General features: G+C 43.3%; 18 protein-coding genes and 1 pseudogene. 8 read left to right on the forward strand and 11 right to left on the reverse strand.

Translation table 11 applies throughout. The features are described 5' to 3' along the window. Positions 1–26: 26 nt before the first annotated feature. From BM528_RS18455 to BM528_RS04620, 4 genes and pseudogenes are all read right to left on the reverse strand, one after another. A pseudogene (locus BM528_RS18455) lies at positions 27–125 on the reverse strand (IS1595 family transposase); the annotation flags it as partial. A 120-nt stretch (positions 126–245) separates the two neighbouring features. Next, positions 246–1,583, reverse strand: a complete 1,338-nt coding sequence (locus tag BM528_RS04610) for a DEAD/DEAH box helicase (RefSeq protein ID WP_071978872.1) — start codon at positions 1,581–1,583, stop codon at positions 246–248. 84 nt (positions 1,584–1,667) lie between these two features. Next, the gene (locus tag BM528_RS04615; RefSeq protein WP_071978873.1) at positions 1,668–2,366 is read right to left on the reverse strand and encodes a CoA transferase subunit B; all 699 of its coding nucleotides are present in this window, start codon (positions 2,364–2,366) and stop codon (positions 1,668–1,670) included. Continuing rightward, entirely contained in the window at positions 2,366–3,073 is a 708-nt protein-coding gene (locus tag BM528_RS04620) for a CoA transferase subunit A (RefSeq protein WP_071978874.1), read from the reverse strand. Before BM528_RS04620 ends, BM528_RS04615 begins: the two co-directional genes overlap by 1 nt. Positions 3,074–3,177: 104 nt before the next feature. Between BM528_RS04620 and BM528_RS04625 the strand changes: the two genes are divergently transcribed. Further along, complete coding sequence (locus tag BM528_RS04625) at positions 3,178–4,119, forward strand: LysR family transcriptional regulator (protein WP_071978875.1); 942 nt, start codon at positions 3,178–3,180, stop codon at positions 4,117–4,119. A gap of 19 nt (positions 4,120–4,138) precedes the next feature. On the opposite strand, the gene BM528_RS04630 is transcribed toward BM528_RS04625, so the two are convergent. Continuing rightward, complete coding sequence (locus BM528_RS04630; protein ID WP_071978876.1) at positions 4,139–4,900, reverse strand: hypothetical protein; 762 nt, start codon at positions 4,898–4,900, stop codon at positions 4,139–4,141. A 96-nt stretch (positions 4,901–4,996) separates the two neighbouring features. Continuing rightward, positions 4,997–5,698: a sensor histidine kinase gene (locus BM528_RS04635; RefSeq protein WP_071978877.1), complete on the reverse strand. Its 702-nt coding sequence runs from the start codon at positions 5,696–5,698 to the stop codon at positions 4,997–4,999. Between the two features lie 209 nt (positions 5,699–5,907). Between BM528_RS04635 and cysB the strand changes: the two genes are divergently transcribed. Beyond that, positions 5,908–6,882 carry an HTH-type transcriptional regulator CysB gene (gene cysB / locus BM528_RS04640; protein WP_071978878.1) on the forward strand — a complete coding sequence of 325 codons (975 nt, stop codon included), beginning with the start codon at positions 5,908–5,910 and terminating at the stop codon, positions 6,880–6,882. Positions 6,883–7,017: 135 nt separating this feature from the next. On the opposite strand, the gene BM528_RS04645 is transcribed toward cysB, so the two are convergent. The 3 genes from BM528_RS04645 to pabB form a co-directional block, all read right to left on the reverse strand. Continuing rightward, positions 7,018–8,391, reverse strand: a complete 1,374-nt coding sequence (locus BM528_RS04645; protein WP_071981160.1) for an L-serine ammonia-lyase — start codon at positions 8,389–8,391, stop codon at positions 7,018–7,020. A 139-nt stretch (positions 8,392–8,530) separates the two neighbouring features. Then, complete coding sequence (locus tag BM528_RS04650) at positions 8,531–9,103, reverse strand: CoA pyrophosphatase (RefSeq protein ID WP_071978879.1); 573 nt, start codon at positions 9,101–9,103, stop codon at positions 8,531–8,533. Further along, positions 9,100–10,599 (reverse strand): aminodeoxychorismate synthase component I, encoded by a 1,500-nt coding sequence (gene pabB, locus BM528_RS04655; protein ID WP_071978880.1) that lies wholly within the window; start codon positions 10,597–10,599, stop codon positions 9,100–9,102. Before pabB ends, BM528_RS04650 begins: the two co-directional genes overlap by 4 nt. A 200-nt stretch (positions 10,600–10,799) precedes the next feature. On the opposite strand from pabB, the gene BM528_RS04660 reads away from it, so the two are divergent. Both BM528_RS04660 and rmuC read left to right on the forward strand, forming a co-directional pair. After that, positions 10,800–12,329, forward strand: a complete 1,530-nt coding sequence (locus BM528_RS04660) for a fumarate hydratase (protein ID WP_071978881.1) — start codon at positions 10,800–10,802, stop codon at positions 12,327–12,329. Positions 12,330–12,541: 212 nt separating this feature from the next. Next, positions 12,542–13,927: a DNA recombination protein RmuC gene (rmuC, locus tag BM528_RS04665; RefSeq protein WP_232230571.1), complete on the forward strand. Its 1,386-nt coding sequence runs from the start codon at positions 12,542–12,544 to the stop codon at positions 13,925–13,927. 125 nt (positions 13,928–14,052) lie between these two features. On the opposite strand, the gene BM528_RS04670 is transcribed toward rmuC, so the two are convergent. Then, complete coding sequence (locus tag BM528_RS04670; RefSeq protein WP_071978882.1) at positions 14,053–14,586, reverse strand: hypothetical protein; 534 nt, start codon at positions 14,584–14,586, stop codon at positions 14,053–14,055. Positions 14,587–14,599: 13 nt separating this feature from the next. Continuing rightward, the gene (locus BM528_RS04675) at positions 14,600–16,963 is read right to left on the reverse strand and encodes a S8 family serine peptidase (RefSeq protein WP_071978883.1); all 2,364 of its coding nucleotides are present in this window, start codon (positions 16,961–16,963) and stop codon (positions 14,600–14,602) included. A 675-nt stretch (positions 16,964–17,638) separates the two neighbouring features. On the opposite strand from BM528_RS04675, the gene BM528_RS04680 reads away from it, so the two are divergent. The 4 genes from BM528_RS04680 to BM528_RS04695 all read left to right on the forward strand — a co-directional run bounded on the left by BM528_RS04680 (position 17,639) and on the right by BM528_RS04695 (position 22,632). Next, complete coding sequence (locus BM528_RS04680) at positions 17,639–18,826, forward strand: thiamine pyrophosphate-dependent dehydrogenase E1 component subunit alpha (RefSeq protein ID WP_083595204.1); 1,188 nt, start codon at positions 17,639–17,641, stop codon at positions 18,824–18,826. After that, positions 18,826–19,803, forward strand: coding sequence for a transketolase C-terminal domain-containing protein (locus BM528_RS04685; RefSeq protein WP_071978885.1), 978 nt, complete (start codon positions 18,826–18,828; stop codon positions 19,801–19,803). The genes BM528_RS04680 and BM528_RS04685 overlap by 1 nt, the downstream gene beginning before the upstream one ends. A 17-nt stretch (positions 19,804–19,820) precedes the next feature. After that, positions 19,821–21,617, forward strand: coding sequence for a dihydrolipoyllysine-residue acetyltransferase (locus BM528_RS04690; protein ID WP_071978886.1), 1,797 nt, complete (start codon positions 19,821–19,823; stop codon positions 21,615–21,617). A 163-nt stretch (positions 21,618–21,780) separates the two neighbouring features. After that, complete coding sequence (locus BM528_RS04695) at positions 21,781–22,632, forward strand: 23S rRNA (adenine(2030)-N(6))-methyltransferase RlmJ (RefSeq protein ID WP_071978887.1); 852 nt, start codon at positions 21,781–21,783, stop codon at positions 22,630–22,632. Positions 22,633–22,634: the final 2 nt, after the last annotated feature.

Genomic DNA, 22,634 nt, shown 5'->3' on the forward strand with positions numbered 1-22,634 from the left:
ATCCCTCTCAAACAGTTTTAAAAAGGCTATGTTCGGATTAACTGTTGTTGAATCGAAAAGAGCCTGTTTTCGTTAAGGTTTTCTGGATTATCCATAAACCTGAACCAACCCAGGTAGTGAGCAAGTGATATGAAGTATGCAGGAGCCGTATACGAGGCCCGTACGTACGGTTCTGTGAGAGGGATGAGGCGCAAGCCTCACCCTACTCGATATTTGTTTCTCTTTTTAGCTACGAGGGTTGATAACTATTCGTCACTGTCATCAGGCTCTACACTCGTATTACGAGGCTTACGTTTTATCGGTACCATACCAATATCTTCGCCCTGCATCGGGTCGACACGTCTCACTGGTTTTGGCCTAGCGGGTTTATTATTATCTCGGTTTGTCTCCACAGAAGCTTTCGTTTTAGCAGAAGCCTTCTTTTTCTTTGAGAAACCTTTAAATTTGGCATCAAACTCATCGTGTGGCGTACACTCTAACGCGTACTGCAAGTGAGTTTTGAGCAACTCAAAACTATTCCAATCCCGTGGACCCACTAGTGAAAAGGCTTCACCCTTCTGTCCTGCGCGACCCGTTCTGCCAATACGGTGTATGTATTCATCTGAATTTTTAGGAAGGTCGAAATTTACAACCAGTCCAACCTTTGAAAGATCTAAGCCTCTAGATGCTAAATCGGTGGTTACTAATACACTTTGCTGGCCTCTAGAAAAACTGCTCATTATTGACGCGCGCTGGTTTTGCGCTAAGTCGCCACGCAGTGCGACTGCTTCTAAATTGTCTTCATTAAGAATTGCTGCAATTCTATCGGTGTCTTCTCGCGTTGCGGTAAATACAATGGCCTGGTTGTACTCGCGTTTGTTGAGTTCGAAGCGCAAGATTTCGTCTTTGTTACTCACGTTATCGGCAAAAAAACAGGTTTGCTCAATATCGCCATGCTCGCCAGTAGCATTACCAACGGCAACTCGAACTGCCCCATGGGTAAGTTGAGTTGTCATATGTTGCAACTCAATATTATCGAGAGTAGCGGAAAACAGCATGGTTTGGCGTTTTCTGTGGTCGGCATATTTATTAATAAGCTTGAGTTGTGCAGCAAACCCTAAATCTAACATGCGGTCGGCTTCATCAAAGATAAGCAGCTCTAGCCCGTTCAGATACATACTTTTGCCGATAAGATGGTCAGCAATACGACCAGCGGTACCCACAATAATGTGAGGGTTGCGGCGCAAACCTTTTACTTGGTCATTAAAATTTTCACCACCCACTATAAGTTCACAAGATAAACTCAAACCACTGCACATAGATTTAGCTTCTATGAATACCTGTTTGGCCAGTTCTCTTGTTGGTGCAAGTATTAGTGCTCTTGGATCTTGTCGGCTCAACGCTTTTTGAGACAATAATCGATTAATAGCGGGAACTAAAAATGCAAATGTCTTACCTGAGCCGGTTTTTGAGGAGGCGATAATGTCTTTACCCTGAATACTGGGTAGCATTGTGCGCTCCTGAATCTCGGTAAGAGTTGTAATACTCTTACTTTCAAGTTTCGCTATGATTTTATGGTGAACAGGTAAGTCAGTAACTAGCAAGATAACGCCTCTATATTAATTTTCAGGTGCATTATCCCTTAAAGCAGGAGGATTTGAAAGCAAGCCAATAGAGAAGCTCGCTTTTTATAAGGGCCGTCTTTTCCCAACGGCCCCTATAGGTTTTTTAAAAAAAGACATTTCAGCTACATTGTCAGGAACAATAAGCTTACCGGCTGTTTTTTCTTTTATTTCATCAACAGAAACACCAGGTGCTTTCTCTTGTAATACAAAAGCGCCGTCTTCTACTGAAAGAACAGCTAAATCAGTGATGATACGCGTTATACAATTCACGCCTGTGAGTGGAAGTGTACACGCTGGTAATAACTTTGAGTTCCCATGCTTATCAGTATGAGTCATGGTAACAATAATGTTCTTAGCTCCAGCCACTAGGTCCATGGCACCGCCCATGCCCTTAACCAATTTCCCAGGAATCATCCACGACGCTATATTGCCAGATACATCCACCTCGAAAGCACCAAGAACGGTAAAATCTACGTGACCACCGCGGATCATCGCAAAGCTTTCCGCGCTATTGAAAATTGAAGCGCCTGTAATAGCCGTAACGGTTTCTTTTCCGGCATTGATCATGTCCGCATCAACTTCTTCTTCCGTGGGGTAACGTCCCATTCCCAGTAAACCATTTTCCGATTGAAGCATAACGCTAATATCTTCCGGAACGTAGTTAGCAGCCAATGTGGGTATTCCTATACCCAAGTTAACATAGTCACCGTCTTTAAACTCTTGGGCTACACGCATTGCTATTTGGTCTCTTGTTAAAGCCATTACACTGCCTCCTTTGTTACTACGCGACGCTCAATACGTTTCTCAAACTCGCCTTTTATAATACGGTTTACATAAATGCCTGGGGTGTGGATTTCACTAGGCGAAAGCGTGCCGGGCTCAACAATTTCTTCAACTTCTACAACAGTAATTTTTCCCGCTGTGGCCGCCATAGGATTGAAGTTCTGCGCGGTATGTCTAAATACGCAGTTACCAAATTTATCCGCCTTCCACGCTTTGACAATAGCAAAGTCGCCGGTAATAGCGTGTTCTAGAATATAAGGTCTGCCGTTAAACTCCTTTACTTCCTTACCTTCACCTACCGGCGTGCCGTAACCAGTTGCAGTGTAAAAGGCCGGGATACCAGCACCACCCGCGCGCATTTTCTCTGCAAGTGTTCCCTGAGGGGTAAGTTCTACCTCAAGCTCTCCATTAAGTAATTGTTTCTCAAATAATGCATTTTCGCCAACATACGAAGACACCATTTTTGAGATTTGTTTGTCTTCAAGCAATAATCCTAGGCCAAAGCCATCTACACCACAGTTATTAGACACCACGGTTAAATCTTTCACACCCATCGTCTTTATATGTGCAATCAAGCCCTCTGGAATACCGCAAAGTCCGAATCCTCCAGCGATAACCGTCATTGAGTCGGTTAAGCCCGCTAGAGCCTCTTCGTATGTATCAACTACTTTATTAAATCCAGCCATTTTTATCTCCACCAATGGTTTGTTAATAAATAGTATCTGTTCTGTTGCTAGTTATGTAAAATTGAATTTATCTTTTAATTGATAACTAAAATCTATTAATCAAAATGAATATTTCTTACCGGCACTTGCGTGCATTTATCGAGGTGGCGCACTCCACAACATTTGCTGAAGCTGCAGCGAAGCTGCATCTTACTCAGCCTGCTTTGTCATCGTCTATCAAAAAGATGGAGCAAGAACTAGGAGGTAAGTTGTTTGAGAGGAATACGCGTAACGTAAGTCTAACTCCGGAAGGCGAAATTCTGCTGCCTAATGCGCTTAGGTTAAGTAGAGACTGGGATAATACCTTTTCCGATATTCAAAATTTATTTGCTATGGCAAAAGGACAATTAACAATATCTGCAATGCCATCATTTGCAGAATCGCACTTGCCTGGTCTTCTTAGTGAGTTTCATCACATAGCACCTAATATCAATCTTCGCGTTGTCGATGTGGTGATGGAGCAAGTTGTTCAAGAAATTCGAAATGGACGGGCGGAAATAGGCTTTACCTTTGAACCCGAACATAAAGACGGTTTGATATTTGATAGTTTATTTACCGATCGATTCGTTGTCGTTGCAAATAAGGCGCAGGCTGCTCGCTTCAATCAAAAGCCTAGCTGGAGGGAATGTTTAGCTTTTCCGCTTGTTATGATGAATAGGGGATCTGCAGTGAGAAAGTGGACTGAAGCAGAGTTATGTCGGTATGGTGAGCCGAATATTGTTGCTGAAACAGGGCAGTTGGCTACATTGGGAAAGCTTATCAAAAGCGGGTTAGGCATTTCAATCATGCCCTCAATATGTAAGCCACAGATGGAGGCTTTAGGAGTTAAAGCACTGGAATTTGTCGATTCTCCGTTACTTAAGCGGGTAGGGTTGTTACGCAATGAACGAAGAGGGTTATCGGTATCGGCGCAAACGTTATGGAAGCTTACCGTTAGCCATTATGAAAGTAGCCATTATGAAAGTAGTCAATATGAACATTATGATGAACGAACGCCGACCCAATGAATATGTTACTACCTAACAGCTACCATTTCTTTTTAGGGGCGAACAGTTCGTCCAGCTCGTCTCTTTCTTCTTCTTGTTTTCTTGCCCTGTCTTTTTCGTTTACACTTTTAAGATCTGACTGAATTTCATGTAACCATGAGTTTAATGTAGCAAGCTTACTTGACGTATATTCATCTTGAACGGTTTGATTTTCTAGTGCCAGTTTAGCTTTTTCATAATACTGACGAGCCGAGCCGAGCATATTAGTAGATTGCGCTGTACGACCCCGTTTAATAAGTGTTTCTACATTCACTTTTAACTGTAAACGCTCTAGCTGTTTGTCCTCTTCAGAGAACATCTTAGTATCTATTTGCCCTTTGCTATGCTCTGAGCGAAGCAGAATTCTCAGTTTCTTTACTGCCTGAATGTACTGAATAATCGTTTTATCATTATCGGGTAAAGCAAATTCAGCGTTGTCACCAACATTATTTTCCAATGCAGTAGCCGCCGCTTGCTCGCTACTTTCAATGCGCTGCTTGATGTCTCGTGTGCTAGCTAAACTATCAATTACTCGTAGTGCATTTGCCATTCTTTTGTGAAGTATCCCGATTAACCGGGAGGAAATGGGCATTTGCATACAAGCGGAAAGTACATTTTCGGTTTCATCAACGACGGTGCGCTGCTTAGCTAATTCCGTTCTGCGCTCAGCTTCTAGTCGCTGGCGATTTTGCTGAACCGCATTGATAAAAATTGCGGCTATAAGCAACAAAACAACTAAAATTATTATTATAATCAAGTACATGCGTGTAGTTCCATCAGTTTACTTTTTTATAATTCCCGGATGGGAAACACCGGCGAAGAGACCGTACTCGTTGATAATCTCGCACACGACATAATACTACGGTATTTTCACTTCAAATACACTTCCGCCAAAGCTACCGCCATTAGATAATGATATTACACCCACTTTATCATTGTGAGAATGAGCATCAGCAATCAATTTTGCAAAGAAGAGTCCTAATCCGGTTCTACCTTGACTGAGTTCAAAGTTATCCAGTGTAGCGTGACTTTTATTTAGCATTTCTTCGGGATAGCCATTTCCATCATCTTCAACTTTAATGACAAGATAGTCATTAACAATATCGGCGCAAACCTGAATACGTGAAGCGCCGTATTTCAGCGCGTTAACAATAACGTCATTGAGTAGCAAATAAAAAAGCTCACTATCTAGGTACCAGCTTATATCGCTGTGTACATTTACGTGTAGTGTTATGTTCTTTTGCTCTATGTAAAATCTATTTGAGCCGACCACATCTTCAATTATATCGGCAATAAAACATTCGTCTGCACTAATTGGAATACTTTCTAACTCTGAGCGGTAGAGTGAAAGAATCTGTACAAGGTTGGTGTTAAGTCTTGACGCTTCGTAGTGAACATTAGCTACTTGTTCTCTCGCACCTGTATTTTCTTTTGGCAGGGTATCTCTTAGTGATTCTATTGATTGAATAAGCAAAAACAATGAATTCTTCATATCGTGTACAGCTGCGGCTAGTACCGAAGAAAAATCAATTTTTGCAGATATTTGCCTATTTGAGGTCATTGTTTCTCAGTTCATGCAAAAGTTTAGCGCTACTCTTAATGTAGAATAAAAAGAGTACTTTTGAGCACATGTTTTTGAATTTTATTAATTTTGATGCTTAATTGAAGCCTAATATGGGCGATTAGTAATATCAACCTTTAAAAAAATGTAGTTTTGGTTATAAGGATAGGAGTATAGTGTATATAAAGAGCAAATCAGCGGTGTGAAGAATGAAATTACAACAACTTCGTTATATTGTAGAAGTCGTCAATAACAATCTGAATGTGTCTGCCACAGCTGAGAGTCTATACACTTCTCAGCCTGGCATAAGTAAACAAGTTCGTATGCTTGAAGATGAACTTGGTGTGCAAATTTTTGGGCGAAGCGGCAAACACCTGACGCATGTTACCGATGCTGGAGGCGATGTGATTACTATCGCTCGTGAGATATTGGCGAAAGTAGAGAGTATTAAGGCCGTCGCAAGGGAGCACACATTACCTGATCAAGGTAAGCTGAATATAGCCACTACACACACGCAGGCGAGATATGCACTCCCAGACGTTATTCAGGGGTTTATGACCAAATACCCGAAGGTATCGTTGCACATGCATCAGGGCACGCCTTCGCAAATTAGCGATTTAGCTGCTAAAGGCGAAGCAGATTTTGCCATTGCCACCGAGGCTCTTCACCTCTACAACGACTTGGTTATGCTTCCGTGCTATCACTGGAATAGAAGCGTTATCGTTAATAAAGATCATCCCTTATCGAAGAAAGGCTCAATTGATATTAGTGACATTGCCAAATATCCGCTCGTTACCTATGTCTTTGGGTTTACCGGTCGCTCTGAACTAGACCAGGCGTTCGAAAGAGCAGGGCTTACACCTAAAATTGTTTTCACAGCAACAGACGCAGATGTGATTAAAACCTATGTTCGACTGGGCGTGGGAATTGGGGTTATTGCTTCAATGGCAGTCAATGAAGAACTTGACTCTGATTTAGTTAAAATTGACGCCAGTCATTTGTTTGATTACAGCACAACCAAAATTGGCTTTAGAAAGGGATCATTTCTACGAAGCTACATGTACGACTTTATAGAGCGTTTTGCCCCGCATTTGACGAAAGACAAGGTCGAAAAAGCCATGATGCTTAAGAATAACGAAGAAGTCGAAAAAATGTTTAAAGGCGTTACTTTGCCTGTGAAGTAGGTCCAAAGCTTGTTACCGCTGCTGGCATTGAACTTGTTACTGCTGTTGGCTCTGAAACAGTAACTTGAATCAACAAAGCGAAACAGCAAACAAATGAATGAGAAAAAGAGGAGCACCCAAGCTCCTCTTTTTTTATCAGCACTCAATGATGTTGACGGCGAGTCCACCCCGTGCAGTTTCTTTATATTTTGTTTTCATATCGTTGCCGGTATCACGCATGGTTTTTATGACTTTATCTAGCGACACTTTATGCTCTCCTGTTCCGCGAAGTGCAAGTCTAGAGGCATTAATCGCCTTGATTGCCCCCATAGCGTTGCGCTCGATACACGGTACTTGTACTAGGCCGCCCACCGGATCGCAGGTAAGACCCAAATTATGCTCCATACCAATTTCAGCGGCATTTTCAACTGCGGATGCAGTACCGCCCATTATTTCTGCTAGAGCCCCCGCGGCCATTGAACAAGCCACGCCAACCTCACCTTGACAACCTACCTCGGCACCTGAGATAGACGCATTTTCTTTATACAGAATGCCTATAGCTCCGGCGGTTAACAGAAATCTACTGGCGACTTCTTCATCTACTGGCCTAATAAATTTATCTACATACTGAAGTACAGCAGGAATAATTCCCGCCGCACCATTTGTTGGTGCAGTGACAACACGCCCACCAGCAGCATTTTCTTCATTAACCGCGAGTGCAAATAGGTTAACCCAATCCATTGTTTGCATAGGATCGGTTGTGTGCTCAGTCTGCAAGCGGCGATAGAGGCCTGGAGCTCGGCGAACAACTTTGAGTCCTCCCGGAAGAATGCCTTCGCTCTCTATACCCCTTTGAATGCATGCTTTCATCACAAGCCAAATATTGTACAGCGCCTGTTTTACTTCATGTTTGGGCCGAAAAGTGGCTTCATTGTTGAGCATTAACGAACTAATACTTAGCCCGTTTGTTTTACAAAGGTGTAACAGTGCCTCGGCTGTTTTAAACGGGTAGGGAACTGAGGCTTGTAGGGTTGCAGCATGGGCTTTAGTTTCGTCAAAGTCTTCATCTTTGATGATGAAACCACCGCCAATACTGTAATACGTTTGTTGTGCAACTACGGTGTCGTTTCGCATAGCAAAGAAAGTGAGTGCGTTAGCGTGTTTAGGTAACGTTTTTCTTCTGTGGAAAACAATGGCGTTTTTATTAGGAAAATTAATGTCTTTTGTGCCATTTAAGCAGAGTGTTTCTGACAGGCGAACTTGCTCAAGCATAGCGTCAATTTTATCAACATCTACGTGCTCTGGCGTGTGTCCTAATAGCCCTAGAATAACGGCTTTGCCTGTACCGTGCCCAATTCCGGTCTGTCCTAACGACCCAAACAGCTCAACTTTAATGCTATCGACACTGTCAAAGAGCGAAGTATCCTTTGCAAGTGCGCCGGCAAATTCTGCTCCTGCTTTCATGGGGCCTACTGTGTGTGAACTAGAAGGACCGATACCAACGCTAAACATGTCAAATACACTAATCATAAACTTCAAGCCGTTAATCAATAATGTGTAGATCATGCATCTACCAAACATTAACTACAATACAGAAATGCTAATAATATGATTAGTTTTGCTAATGGCCTGTAAAGATAAATTGATAGTGGCTAGTCTATAACAGTACTTATGGATGTATATGATGGGAAAGGTTGCGAATAATTGCTGCGGTAGCGCCCCAAATCATTCGCTTTTGCCAAGGTATGAAATAAATAGGGAAAGAACGCGAACCTAAATGAGTTCTATGGATTAAATGATTTTTTCGATTTAACACATGGGCGAGGGGCACTTCAAAAGCACTTTCCACCTCGTTTGCGTCTAATTTCAATTCAAAGCCTGGCTCTACAAAACCCACAACAGGCGCTATTTCATACCCACTTACCGTACGGTATCGAGGCAGCATCCCCACAATTTCAACGTGGTGTGGCGGCAAGCCTATTTCTTCGTCTGCTTCCCGCATAGCCGCGTCAAAAAACGAATTATCGGCGTCTTCGACAGCCCCCCCGGGAAAACTAATTTGACCAGGGTGGTGCCGTAAGTGATGCGCTCGCTCTGTAAGAAGTACATGCAATGATGTGCCGTAATCAATCAGTGGGATAAGCACAGCTGCAGGTCGCCCAGCTTTTTTTAACGGAAAATCTGGTTCACTGTGCGGTAGCCTTAAATGGTGAAACTGATTGAGAAACTCGGCTTTTTTCATTCATACCTCTCGTTAAATTTAGCCAATACGGGCACAATTTTTGATACCTTATCGAGGGTCTCTTGATACTCTTCATCAGCTTGCGAGTCTAAAACAATACCACCGCCTGCCCAGCAATGTAGCTTGTCATCCTCTGCCAAAACGGTGCGAATACAAATGCTAGAGTCCATGTCTTCACGACACCCCATGTAGAAAATGCTTCCACAATAGATATTTCTGCGGTGGGGCTCTAACTCATCAATGACTTCCATAGCTCTAATTTTGGGTGCGCCGGTTATAGAGCCGCCAGGAAATGACGAAGCCAATAGGTCAAGGGGCGTGCTACCCTCTGCTAATTCGCCGGTTATCGTACTCACTAAATGGTGAACAGCCTCATAGCTCTCCAAGGCAAATAACGCGGGTACATTAACCGAACCCGCCTTACAGTGCTTTGAAATATCATTGCGTAGTAAATCTACTATCATCAAATTCTCAGAGCGGTCTTTCTCGGCATGCTGTAGAGCATATGCACTCTCAGCGTCTCGCTGCTTTTCAGCGTATCGAGGCCTGGTTCCTTTGATAGGTTTTGTTTCTACTAAACCCTCTTTCACGCTTAGAAAGCGCTCTGGCGATATACTTGCTATCGCACTTTCTGGCAGCTTGAAATATGCGGAGAAGGGAGCTTGATTCTCATTGCGCAATCGACAATATGCGCTATAAAAGTCACCCTGAAAACGCGCTGTAAACCGCTGCGCCATATTAACCTGGTAGCAATCTCCCGCCTTGAGGTATCGATGAATAGCGTCTATGCATCGCTCGTACTCCTCTTGAGATAAATTCGATGCGAAGGGTTCTGTAATATTAAAAGTCTTTTTGTCATAGATGGCTTCAGAAGCACCATTACTAGAACATGCAGGTGAGGTTGGCGTATTATCAAGTTCCGTATCTAAAATGTCAGGAAACGTACTGTCGTCTGTAGAGCAATAATAAAACGTACCAGTTTTGGTATCTTCAATAAACGAATTTAAATAAAGACCGGCGGCGAAATCGGGAGTCGTATAATCGTTTAACGCCTTGCTAGGCAAGCTTTCGTAAAACCTTCCAGCATCATAACCCGCCATACCCGCAACACCAACAATGAATGGCAGATGCTCAAATTTTACGTCTATGGTTGCTCTCAATTTTACGACGTGAGCGTGTAAGTATTTTTCAGATGCCTCAAAGGGCTTCTCATCTAAGTCGTACCGCTTTTGTTGCTGGATGTCGATGAGTTCTGTTTGACCCTCTTTAGCCGTTACGACCAACGCAGGGTTCCATACCATGATATTAAAACGGCCATTGCTTTTTTCAGAGCCGGCGGTGTCAAATAGAAGAGACCACTCTAGTTCGGCAATGCGCTTAAACAACTGAAGGAAAAAAGCAGCGTTTTCACCTGTGTCGTTTGAAATAACGTGGCGTAACTGTTTCTCTGTTAAAGGTGTTACTGTAATTTTAGATATACCGGCAATAAGAGACATAAATGTTATTAGTATTAGGTTGTTTCTATACTGAGCTTACTAATGCATATCCGACAGCCTTGCATTAGCGCATTAAGCGCAGCCAATATTGATAATTGTCGCTCAGCACGCGCTTTTGCATGGTACGACGATAATAGATGCGCTAGTATACGCTTTTTTAGCTAGCTAAGACCACGAAAGCCAAATAAAAAGAGGATGTCATGACCGTTATCCGTCAACAAGACTTCATTGATAGTATTGAAGATTCCCTGCAGTTCATATCTTACTACCATCCATTAGATTATGTAAAAGCAGTTGAAGAGGCCTATAACAAAGAGCAGAGCCAAGCGGCAAAAGACGCTATGGCACAAATTCTTATCAACTCCCGCATGTCGGCCGAAGGAAAACGCCCTCTATGCCAAGACACGGGAATAGTGACTTGCTTTGTTAAAGTAGGAATGGAAGTTTCTTGGGATAAAACTGACATGACCGTTCAGGAAATGGTTGATGAGGGTACGAGACGTGCCTACACCAATCCCGATAACCCTCTACGTGCGTCTATTGTATCCGACCCCGCAGGAGCCAGACAAAATACCAAAGACAATACTCCAGCAGTTGTGCATATTGATATGGTACCCGGTGCTAAAATCGAGGTAATGATTGCAGCGAAGGGCGGTGGCTCAGAAAACAAATCTAAAATGGTAATGTTAAACCCTAGTGATGACATTGCTGATTGGGTGGTCAAAACGCTCCCAACAATGGGCGCTGGCTGGTGTCCACCTGGCATGTTGGGAATAGGCATTGGTGGTACTGCAGAAAAAGCAGCTGTACTTGCCAAAGAAAGTCTTATGGACCCGGTGGATATTCAAGAGCTTATCGAGCGTGGCCCCCAAACAACGGATGAAAAATTACGTCTGGAGATTTTCGAGCGCGTAAATAAATTAGGGATAGGTGCGCAAGGGCTAGGTGGTTTAACCACGGTAGTGGATGTGAAAATAAAATCATTGCCTACGCATGCGGCGTCAAAACCTGTTGCGATGATCCCTAATTGTGCGGCAACGCGTCATGCGCATTTCTACCTTGACGGCTCTGGTCCTGCCGAACTAACGCCACCAAAACTAGAAGATTGGCCTGAAGTAACATGGGAAGTTGGCGAGAACACACGCCGCGTAAACCTCGATGAGGTTACTAAAGAAGACATTCAGGAGTGGAAAGTAGGGGAAACCGTACTGCTTTCAGGAAAGATGCTAACCGGCCGCGATGCAGCGCATAAACGCATTCAAACGATGATGGACAACGGCGAAGGTTTGCCTGAGGGCGTTGATCTTACAAACCGCTTTATTTATTACGTAGGTCCTGTGGATGCTGTTGGCGATGAAGTAGTTGGGCCGGCGGGTCCAACCACTGCAACCCGCATGGATAAATTTACCGATATGATGCTTGAGAAAACAGGCCTTATTGGCATGATTGGTAAAGCAGAACGCGGCCCAGCAACGGTAGATTCAATTGCGAAGCACAAAGCGGTGTATCTCATGGCTGTAGGTGGTGCTGCATACTTAGTGTCTAAGGCAATTAAAAAGTCTCGTGTTGTTGCTTTTGAAGAACTGGGTATGGAAGCAATTTACGAGTTCGATGTTGAAGACATGCCGGTAACGGTGGCGGTAGACAGTACAGGTGCAAACGCGCATAAGAATGGCCCCGCTATCTGGAAAGCAAAGATTGAAGATTTAGATGCTTCATTAAGTAAATAAAGCCACTTACCGCAGTACACGACTGACGTTGATGGAGCGATGCGCAAACACGCTTCACTTTATATCAGCGTTTTACAGGTCAACGCGGAATAATAAAAACAGGTGCCATTGGCACCTGTTTTTGTTTATAGTGCTGTATAAAATGCCAGTGTTTTCGAGTTTTAAATACTCGTACTAACACATATTTCAAATCAATACGGTGTAAAGGCTTTATGACCATCGAATCTTTAACTTCTCATGCTTCAACGTTACTTGCACTTACGTTACTCATTTTCACACTTTGTATTCTTTTCTTTCTTCGTTCTTTATCATTAAAGTCTCAGCTAAATGCACAGACTGCAGAGACAAAAACACTGCAAGATGCCCTTACAGAATTAAAGCAGGAATATGCTGTAATGAGCGCGAAATCAGAAAAAGTTGAGTACTTAGAGCAGTCTAATCAAGCGCTTCATCAATCCCTTCAGGAAGAACGTATTACCCTTGCTAAAGTCAAAGCACAGAATGAAGCGCAGCAATCAAGAATTGAAGCACTGCACGAAAGTCATGAAGAAAAGCTTGCCAACATGGCCGCCTCTGAGCAGCGGTTGCATACACAGTTTGAAAACTTGGCCAACAAAATTTTTGAAGAAAAACAGCAGCGATACAGTACTCAAACAAAACAAAACATAGAAGCCGTGCTGGCACCATTTAAAAATGACTTAGAAGGTTTTAAGCGGCAAATTTCAGAGCAACACATAAGAGAAGGGCAAGAGCGTGCCTCATTAAAAACTGAAATTCTTAGCTTAAAAGAGCTCAATCGTAAAATAACCGAAGAAGCGTCTGCATTAACCAGCGCATTGAAAGGTGACAATAAAAAACAGGGAAACTGGGGCGAAGTGGTGTTAGAACGTATACTAAAAGAGTCGGGGTTAAGAGAGGGGCACGAGTTCGAAACTCAAGTCTCTGCAAAGTCGGAAGAAGGTAAGCGTTTACAGCCAGACATCGTCGTTCATTTACCCAACGATAAAGACGTAATTATCGATTCGAAAGTGAGCCTAGCCGCTTACGAGCGTTTTTATAACTGTGATGATGACTCACAAAAAGCACATTTTCTCACCCAGCATGTAGCTTCTATTAAGGGACATATCAAAGGGCTAGGCGCGAAAGACTATCAAAATCTCAAAGGGTTGAGGACACTAGATTATGTACTTCTTTTTATCCCCATCGAGCCTGCATTTTTATTAGCAGTTGAGGAGGAACCAGAACTAGTTACCCTAGCCCTTAACCACAATATTATGCTGGTAAGTCCAACTAATCTGTTAGTAGCTTTAAGGACAATTAACAATATTTGGCAATATGAATATCAAAACCAGAATGCACAGAAAATCGCCGAACAAGCTGGAAAGCTTTACGATAAATTCGTGGGCTTTATTAACGATATGGAGAAAGTAGGAAAGTCGTTAGACAGTGCCCAAGGAAGTTTCGAACAAGCAATGAATAAGCTTAGCCGTGGACGAGGAAATATTGTTCGTCAAATAGAGCATTTCAGAGAATTAGGAGTGCAACCAACTAAGCGTTTGGATAATGTGCATCAAGACAGCGAATTAGACATAGACTAGTAGTGATGACGTTGACAAAGGTGATATGTCTAAGGTTCCTGTAAATGTTAAAAAGCTAATAAAAAAAGACCACTTCAAAATGAAGTGGTCTCAACATATTTATGTGCGAATATCACATTCAACAGTTAATTTGATTTGAACATGTTCTCTGCTACCTCGATTTTCGTCTCTAAAACTCCATCTATAGCTTTCAATTGTTCAAATGCCGTCAAAAGGTCACCGCTCTCAGGAATAGAGAAAACGGCTATCGGTGTTCCCGGAAACACAGATACTAGATTTAGTCCTGCAGCATTGGCAATTTCATTTGCGCTAGTTCCATCTTCAAGCAACAAGATAAAATTTCCAGTCACAGTGCTTAAGTCACCTGTAAGAAGGTTCCTGACTACGGCGCCTTTTCCAATTTTTTGAAGTTTTTGCCCACTAACGAAAGACAAAGCTCCCTTTTTGGCCACAACGTCCGCAGGATTAACGATGGATGTGGGTACACTACTCATTGAGCGCTCTACTTTGTAAGGGCCAAAGTCGGGAACTTCATTCTTAAAAGCTTGATATACCGGCTGCTGATTTGGGTCTTTGATTACAGCTGTCTGCTCGGTAGCAAGTGCGTTATATGAAAAACCTATCGACGCCACTAAAATGATCATTTTATTTAATTTCATTCTCGTTTCCTTTTTATTGTTCAACATGACCGAACGCTCTCATAGATAATCCCTCTAAAACGCTGTCAGCTGTATTGTTAGCTATTCCTGATACGCCAAAGAAGTTGTTTCCGCCGTCACTGAAATTAAATGATGTGTTTCCGGTATCTATCAAACGGATCGTCCAAGTACCTTTTGCACTTTCCCCATAAAACGCGTTAGACAGAAAGACAGAGTCATTTAATATATACTCGGGTAAGAACGCAAAATCTGAGGAGAGAGCAGGCAGGAATAATGATTGTTTTGAAGATAACAAAACGCTACGAGTGCCAGAGGGAGATATTACCTCAATAGCTAAATCCATACCCGCCGATGTCTGAACAGAGCGAGTTCCTAATTCATCAGTAGTCACAAAACCAAAGCCCATATCTTGGTTGAATACATCAAACGAAAATTGCATTGCTTCAATTACTACATCATCAGTCATTTCAACTTCAACGGTAAGACCCTGTGCATTGTTGTCTGGTATCGCACTGTTAACAGGCGTTTCTTCTACACCGATTGCTGTACCTAAGCCGGTCCAGTCAGTGATAACTTCTTCGCCAAGATTTTCTTCATATGCTAGCGCCATTGAAACAGCTAAACCTGCATCAACTCGACCAAAACCATACAGATTGTTAAAATTAAAGCCTGCTCCATTTTCGACCCAGCCATCATGTGCCACAAATACGTCCTCTTCACCCATTTCAATAACTACAGGTGAGTTCTCAGGATCGTTTACAGTACTCGTTGAGGCCAAAATGTGACGAACATCGCGCCAAGTAAGTGACGGGTTGGCCGAAAGAATGAGAGATATTACACCTGATGCATTAGGCGCTGCAGAAGAGGTGCCATTAAAAGTTGACGTATAGTTACAGCCTGCATTATCGGGGTGGCCTGGATAGTTGAATGGGAATTGGCTTTGAGCGAACTCTTCACCACCTGCATTTGAAAATATGGAAATGCTTGACCCATTGAATCCAGAATAGCCATTGATACATGTAGCCTGGTCTGTAGTAACCATTGCGGGAAACCAACGTCCAAATTCACCCGCAGGGGCCGCCACAAGTGTGTTGGCTCCAGCAGTAGAGTAACTAGTATGTTTTCCGTCGGAGTTGACCGCAGCAACGCTGAAATAATATGGGTGCCCTTGTGTTGAATCGAAATTCCCATTTAGGCAAGTTAAGCCCAAGGCGATTGCACCATTGTCCTGACACAAACTACCATCGAACCCCCCTCCATCACCAAAACTGTTTCCATTAGATTTGACGTTAACAGCACCTTTTCCACTACGCAAAATCCGATTTGGATATGATTCTATGGCTTCATTCAAAAACGAATAGCCGATAAATGAGGGGATAGAGCGCCCATAACTGCGATTGAAAGTTGAAACCTCTTCGTCAACACTAATGCCACTACCAGGAAATCCATGGACTAACAACTCTGCCTGAGGTACTAACGGAGATGGTTGACCAATGTAATCCATTCCGATCAGACCTGTATCGGGCGAAACGCCTCTACCACCCTTTCCGTTCCAACCTTTCGCTGCTATTAAGCCCGCAACGCTGGTCCCGTGGTCACCAGTGGTGCTTTGACTAGTAGGGTCCGTTCTATCAAGTACGCCTTCTGTCTCGAGGTTGAGTGATCTATTTGGAACGACATTTGGTGATAAGTCCTCATGACGAAGCTCGAGTCCCGAATCAACAACTACAGCGGTTACCCCTTTACCAGTAACACCTTTCGCGAATGCTCCAACAACATTAATATCTTCACCCGCTACAAGAGCCGCCTCGCCAGGTTCGCTTTGTGCTTCAACGTTTGCCTTAGCACCTTCTTCACTAAACCCAAGTGATATGAGGTAATCAAACCATCCCTGCTTCATTTCATCGCTTAAAGCATACGCTTTTTGACCAGTGTTTCTCAAGTGCCACTGTTGAACTGCCAAGGGATCGTTAATAACAGATTGAACGCTCACTGTTGCAGAAGCTGACTTTCCTTTTGCGAATACAACGTATTCGAAAGATGCTGGTTCGCCAGAAAACGATGTATATGTGAGCATTTCTCGTTCAATGGTAACCTGGCCGTGGCTTAGCGTATAAACACCTTCTACCGGTTCAATTTGTTCGCCGTTTTCCATTATACTGTAACTAATCGGGTCACCGTCAGGATCTGCCCCCAATAGTTCAACTTGGCTTGGTATCCATTGAAGAGCTTCCGCGATGACTATGCTCTGTGCCGATGGTGCAGAGTCAACAATTTCTGTGCTTGACGAGTCACTATTGCCACTCCCCCCACAGCCCGCAAGCGTCAAAGCAACGATTGCGCTAATCCCAGATAGTTTAAATACGTTTTTATTCATTGATTTTCCCTTTTTATGCTGTGCCCCTGAAAATCACAACTTTTGATTTCAACAAGGTACACCCAATGCTTACGTCTTTTATTAACAATAACATTTCGGTTGTGAGACGCTTCGTTTACAGATTTATCATAGCGTGAAACCTTTTGAAAGTTTGAAAATGAATCGCATGCAAGTAATCGTAAATTCTATCTGCCGGAATCAACGGCTCTGAACAATATTGTAGTCAGTATTTGTTTTATGTGTTGAGAATGATTGCCGGTCGTTAGTATTGCTGGAGGCCTTGTAAAGATTGGTGTCGTTGGTTATGAAGATTGATACTTCTATCGTTATTCCAAATTATTTCCTTAAAAAAACTGAAGCATTCTTCATCGGCAAGACGACAAAACAAGTTTGTAACTAAATATGTTAAACGCTTGCGAACTGTCTAGGAACGAGATTACCGGGCATTTCGATATTTAATTTTAGAGAATATAAAAATTCTCATCTCTGTCACAAAATTTACAATCATTTTACGTTTTTAGGATGCGCATCCTATTTTTAGCCTTGTTTCTAGGTCGCTACATTCTTCCTTTAAACAAATTCAATTCTAATGAGAAAGACACTCCCTCTTTGTTTCAACTAGCATGGTATCCACTAAATTTGATGCTATTAGCCCTCAAATAAAGAGGAAAAATCGTGAAAGATAGAAATCATCTCGCTGATGTAAAAACCGTTACCAACGTAGAAATAATTAAAAATGGTGTGGTTGATATACCTATGCTGCAGATTTTATCTGCTGAAGGAAATGTTATTGAAGGTGCCGTTGAGCCTTCGCTTTCTAAAGACGAATCATTAAAAATTTATAACACAATGGAATACATCCGGGTTCTTGACGAACGTATGGTAGGCGCACAGCGCCAAGGGCGAATTAGCTTTTACCTTGCCAGTACCGGTGAAGAAGCGGCCTCGGTCGCAAGCGCAGCAGCTCTTTCTCCAGATGACATGATTATGTCGCAGTATCGTGAGCAGGGTGCATTGGCTTATCGCGGTTATACGACCAATCAGTTTATGAACCAAATGTTCAGTAATAAGGATGATCCGAATAAGGGCCGCCAGATGCCCATTCACTACGGTGATAAAGAATTAAACTTTATGACCATATCATCTCCCCTTGGTACTCAAATTCCACAGGCGTCGGGCTATGCATATGGGCAAAAGATGTCGGGTAAAGACGTTGTGACAATATGCTATTTCGGAGAGGGTGCCGCGTCTGAAGGTGATTTTCATGCTGGCCTCAATATGGCTGCGGTGTTGAATTGCCCGGTCATCTTTTTCTGCCGTAACAATGGCTATGCTATTTCAACGCCCGCAGAAGAGCAGTTTGCTGGCGATGGTATTGCATCTCGTGGGTTGGGCTACGGTATTAAAACAATAAGAGTGGACGGTAATGATCCGCTTGCTGTGTATGCGGCAACCAAGGAAGCGCGCGCGTTAGCTGTCGAAGAAAAGTGCCCAGTCCTTATTGAAGCGATGACTTATCGCTTAGCAGCGCACTCTACCTCAGATGATCCTACGGGATATCGTTCAAGAGATGAAGAGGACAAGTGGAGAGCGAAGGATCCCATCACTCGAATGGCAAACTGGTTGGAGGGTAAAGGCTGGTTTGATAAAACAGAAAACGACAAGCGCGTAGAGCAGGCCAGACAAGATGTGTTAGCTGCAATGAAAGCCTGCGAAAAAACAGATGTATGTGCTATCGATGACATTATTGAAGATGTTTACGATACACCACCTTGGCATTTGAAAGAGCAACTCACCGCACTAAAAGCGCACATTAAGAAGTACCCCAAGAGATACCCTAAAACATCAGGGAGAGTGAAATAATGGCAAAGATGAATCTATTACAAGCAATAAACAACGCACTCATTACTGCCATGACCGACGATGAAAAAGTAATGGTGTTTGGTGAAGACGTTGGCCATTTCGGTGGCGTATTTCGCGCAACTAGCCATTTACAAGAAAAGTTTGGAAAAGGGCGGTGTTTCAACACCCCACTTACTGAGCAGGGTATTATCGGTTTTGCCAATGGTTTAGCTGCGCAAGGCTCAGTGCCTGTGGCTGAAATTCAATTTGGAGATTACATCTTTCCAGCGTTTGACCAAATTGTAAATGAAACCGCGAAATGGCGCTATCGCTCAGGAAGCCAATTTGATGTTGGCTCTCTCACTATTCGCACGCCTTATGGTGGTGGAATTGCAGGAGGGCTTTACCACAGTCAGTCGCCGGAAGCATTTTTTGCTCACTGTCCGGGTCTGAAAATCGTCGTTCCAAGAGATCCGTATCATGCGAAAGGTCTTCTTCTTGCGTCTATCAGAGATAAAAACCCCGTGCTATTTATGGAGCCAAAGCGGCTTTACCGTGCGTCTGTGGCCGATGTGCCTGAAGATGATTACGAATTACCGTTAGGGAAAGCGGATATTGTTCAAGAAGGTAATGACATTACCTTACTAGGCTGGGGTGCTCAAATCGAAATTCTACAAAAAGCTGCGGACATGGCCTTAGAAGATGGCGTTTCTTGCGAAATCGTAGATTTAAGAAGCATTCTACCCTGGGATGTGGACACAGTGATGCAATCTGTAATGAAAACAGGGCGCTTATTAATAAACCATGAAGCGCCTCTGACAGGCGGCTTCGCTAGTGAAATAGCTGCCAGTACTCAAGAGCGTTGCTTTCTTTACCTAGAAGCACCTATCGCTAGGGTGTGCGGTTTGGACACGCCATATCCTCTTGCGCATGAAAAAGAATACATGCCTGATGAAACAAAAACGTATGAAGCTATCAAGCGTACGCTTCACTATTAATAACGGGAGAAGTAGCAGTGACAATTGAATTTATTTTACCCGACATTGGTGAAGGTATCGTTGAATGCGAGTTGCTTGAGTGGCTTGTTAGCGAAGGCGAACACATTGAAGAGGATCAGCCGGTTGCTGAAGTGATGACGGACAAGGCGACAGTGCAAATTCCGGCCATGCACGCCGGTACGGTAAAAAAGCTGCATTACGCTGTTGGTGATATTGCAAAGGTACACGAGCCTCTTTTTGCCATGGTCACAGATGACTCGTCTATTAGTGCAGATAGTGTTGAGTCTGAAGACGCAACAGCAAACCTAACATCGACTGATGATAATCCACAGAATACCGCTTCGGAAAATTCGGGCTCCGAAAACTCGAATGTAGGCGAAACGCGGGCTTCATCTTCAACTAGCGCCATTGAAGATTTTATTTTGCCAGATATCGGAGAAGGTATCGTTGAATGTGAAATAGTGAAGTGGAACGTTCAAGAAGGCTACAGTATTGAAGAAGACCAGGCCGTTGTTGAAGTAATGACAGACAAAGCCGTGGTAGAAATTCCAGCCAAAAATGCCGGCACTGTTCATAAGCTTTATCACGCTCAGGGCGACATTGCCAAAGTACACACCCCCTTGTTTGCACTGATGGTAGAGCGCAGCGGAACAAATCTCAGTGGGTCAGAGATCAGTGGATCAGAGAACAGTGGTTCAGTACCCAGTGAGTCAAAACTTAGTGCGCCTGAAGTAGCAAAAGAACAGCAGGCCAATAGCGTTTCTTCAAATAAGGCATCGACAAAAAGCAAAGCCGCAGCTCGTCTAGAAAACGAAGCTAAATGGAAGGATGGGGAATTCGAGCCGCCTATTGCTATCCCGGGAAGAGTTTTGGCAAGTCCGGCCGTTAGACGTATTGCTCGCGAGCAAGACTTGGACTTATCCGAAGTATCGGGCTCTGGTAAAAAAGGTCGAATATTAAAAACCGATGTTCTTGAACTGGCAAAGGCATCGCAGGATGCGGTATCAGAGAATACGAGATCACATGCAAGTAATACCTACGAATTGAAGAGTGGGACATCATCTCAACAAGTAACTAGTGCTAATTCTAATAACAACCAAGCCACAGGTGGTACACGCGTAGAAAAAGTACGCGGCATTCAATCAGCAATGGCTAAGCAAATGGCAGCGTCCGTTTACACCATTCCGCACTTTACGGTAAGCGACGAAGTCGTGATGGACAACTTGATTGCACTTCGCAAAAACTTGAAGCCTGAGTTTGAAAAGAAAAATGTGAAACTCAGCTTTATGCCGTTTTTCGTAAAAGCTATGTCTTTGGCGTTGACTGAATTCCCTGTTATTAACAGCCAGCTTAATGATGAAGGCTCAGAGCAAACCTATTTTGAAGACCACAATATTGGGTTTGCTGTAGACTCGAAAATTGGGCTATTAGTACCAAACATCAAGGGCGTGCAAAGATTGTCTTTGTTTGACATCGCGGTACAGATGCAGGATATCATTGAGCAGGCAAGAGCCGGTCGTGTATCAGGCGAGCACTTAAAAGGCGGCACGATAAGCATTTCTAATATAGGTGCAATTGGCGGCATTACGGCAACGCCGGTCATTAATAAGCCAGAAGCTGCGATCGTTGCACTTGGAAAAACTCAGAAGCTTCCTCGCTTCGATGACAATGACAACGTGACGGCACAAAACATCATGGCGGTGAACTGGTCAGGAGACCATCGCATTATTGATGGCGCTACCATGGTAAGGTTTAACAACTTGTGGATGAGCTATCTTACCTCGCCTGAAAAGATGCTTATGCATTTAAAATAACATCTCGTAAATAACCTTTTCAGGGTAAGAGAGATAACACGATAGGGCTAACTTCAATGGAAGTTGGCCCTTTTTGTTTGCCCTCTTGGTAAGTCATGTACTCGGTTAACGCAAAACGCTATTATAGCGAAATACATTGAACGCAACGTTACCTAGGAAAATTGTGTTAAGTTACCAACATGCATTTCACGCTGGCAATCATGCCGACGTTATCAAACACCTGTGCTGGTTAGGCGTTATAAAATCGCTTAAAAAGAAAGAAAAGCCTTTTACGTTATACGACTCTCATGCTGGTGCAGGACTGTATGACTTCACAGATGATTTATCGTCAAAAAATAAAGAGTATTTAAATGGTATTGCCAGTTTGCAGGATGTTGTTGCGAAAAGCTCCCTCTTAAACGACTATGTGTCTCTTTGTCAGTCTTTTGTTAGCAAAGATGCTTACCCAGGCTCACCTGTTATTAGTGCAGAGTTAAAAAGAGAGAGTGATGTGCTGCACGCTATGGAGCTTCATCCTGGGGAGTTCGCAAAATTAGAATCAAATATTGCTGCTTATGCCAGCAGTAACGCCCATTCCCATAAGCGCGATGGCTTTGAAGGACTCATTGCTCTCACTCCACCTAAGCCTAATAGAGGTGCAATATTAATTGACCCTCCTTATGAAAGGGTGAATGAATATGAAGATGTTGTTACAAACGTAGAACGAGTGCTGAAGCGATGGCAGCAGGCTCAGATTGTTATCTGGTATCCTTTGCTTTCGGCCCGTTCTGGCAACAAGCATGGCGCTAGTGAAACAATGTGTGAAAAGCTAAGCGAGTTGCAGGTGCCCTGTTTTAAAGCTGAAATGCAAATTGCTGAAAATACTCATGATGCGGGCATGTACGGCTCAGGAGTAATGGTGTTAAACCCTGCTTGGCAGCTTGACACACAGCTTAGTGAAGCAATGCTTGAAGTGACGCAACACATGGGAGAGCAGAGCAGTAGCAGTGTTATTTGGGTCAATAAAGATAATTAACT

Origin of the sequence: Alteromonas sp. RW2A1 (genome assembly GCF_001886475.1) — a bacterium.
Lineage (GTDB): Bacteria > Pseudomonadota > Gammaproteobacteria > Enterobacterales > Alteromonadaceae > Alteromonas > Alteromonas hispanica.